The following is a 1,487-nucleotide window of genomic DNA, read 5'->3' on the forward strand; positions in this document are numbered from 1 at the left end:
GCGCTGGTGTGGGGGTTCATGTATGGGGCGAGGTATGGCCTGGTGGGCTCGTTGAACGCGTGGCTGGGCACGCATGTGGATGTGCTGCAGCCGTCGGTGCTTTTGGCGGCGATCGGGAACATCAACACGTGGGAGTTCACGGGGTATAACATGCTGATCTTCTATTCGTCGCTGTCGACGGTGCCGCGCTCCCTGTATGAGGCGGCGGCGATCGACGGGGCGGGCGAGTGGCAGGTGGTGCGCCGGGTGAAGCTGCCGGAGCTGCGGGGCTCGCTGGCGATCACGGTGATCTTCAGCATCATCGGCTCCTTCCAGCTGTTCAACGAGCCGAGCGTGATGCAGAACATGGTGCCGGGCAATGCGATCACGACGTATTACACGCCGAACATGTATGCGTATAATCTGAGTTTTTCGGGCAATCAGTCCAATTATGCGGCTGCGCTGGCCATCGTGATGGCGGCGTTGACGATGCTGGTGGCGTATGCGGTGCAGCTGCGGAGCATGAGGGAGCAGATGCGATGAGCGTGCTGGATGCTGAAGGCCGCAGGGTGCGGGCGGCGGAGCGTGCGCGGGCGCGCCGGGTGGCGGCGGACGAGCGGGCGGAGCGGCGGCGTGCGGCGTCGACCGGGTTCTCGAACCCGTCGAACCCGCGCCGGTCGGTGTGGCTGACGCTGGCGTGCGGCGTGTTCGCCCTGTACTGCCTGTTCCCGTTCGCCTACCTGCTGGTGAACGCGACGAAGACGCAGGCGGACTTCACGAGCACGTTCGGCCTGGGGCCGGGCCGCTCGTTCGCCCTGTGGGAGAACATCCGCGAGGTGTTCTCCTACCAGGACGGGATCTTCGCCCGCTGGCTGGCGAACACGCTGCTGTACGTGGCGGCGGGCGCGGGCGGGGCCACGCTGCTGGCGGTGATGGGCGGGTACGCGCTGGCCAAGTTCCGCTTCCCGGGCCGCAAGGCGGTGTTCGCGGTGGTGCTGGGCGCGATCAGCGTGCCGGGCATCGCCCTGGCGGTGCCGCAGTTCCTGCTGTTCGCGAAGCTGGGGCTGACCAACACGCCCTGGGCGATGATCGTGCCCAGCCTGATCAGCCCGTTCGGCCTGTACCTGATGTGGATCTTCTCGGACCAGGCCGTGCCCGGGGAGCTGCTGGAGGCGGCGCGCGTGGACGGCGCCTCGGAGTGGCGCACCTTCCGCACCATCAGCCTGCCCCTTTTGGCGCCGGGGATCGTGACCTGCGCCCTGTTCACGATCGTGGCGACCTGGAACAACTACTTCCTGCCCCTGATCATGCTCAAGGACGCGGACTGGTACCCGCTGACCATCGGCCTGAACCAGTGGAAGGACCAGGCCAGCACCGCAGGCGGGCAGGCCATCCAGAACCTGGTCATCACCGGCAGCCTGATCACCATCATCCCCCTGGTCATCGCCTTCCTCCTCCTGCAGAAATACTGGCAATCCGGCCTCGCCGCAGGAGCCGTCAAAGAATAA

At 66.4% G+C, this 1,487-nt stretch carries 2 protein-coding genes; both read left to right on the top strand.

The genetic code is table 11. The annotated features are described in order from the left end of the window. Window positions 1-522, top strand: a 522-nt coding sequence (locus tag J3U06_RS09280) for a carbohydrate ABC transporter permease (RefSeq protein ID WP_267444986.1), incomplete at its 5' end; no start/stop codon positions are given. Continuing rightward, window positions 519-1,487, top strand: coding sequence for a carbohydrate ABC transporter permease (locus J3U06_RS09285; protein WP_267444987.1), 969 nt, complete (start codon window positions 519-521; stop codon window positions 1,485-1,487). The genes J3U06_RS09280 and J3U06_RS09285, both read left to right, overlap by 4 nt.

Source organism: Bifidobacterium sp. B4142 (assembly GCF_026537325.1).
In the GTDB taxonomy this organism is placed as follows: Bacteria; Actinomycetota; Actinomycetes; order Actinomycetales; family Bifidobacteriaceae; genus Bombiscardovia.

What these genes read in the sequence shown, in the direction of transcription:
- J3U06_RS09285 (WP_267444987.1), top strand. Translation starts at nt 519, where the DNA reads ATGAGCGTGCTGGATGCTGAAGGCCGCAGGGTGCGGGCGGCGGAGCGT.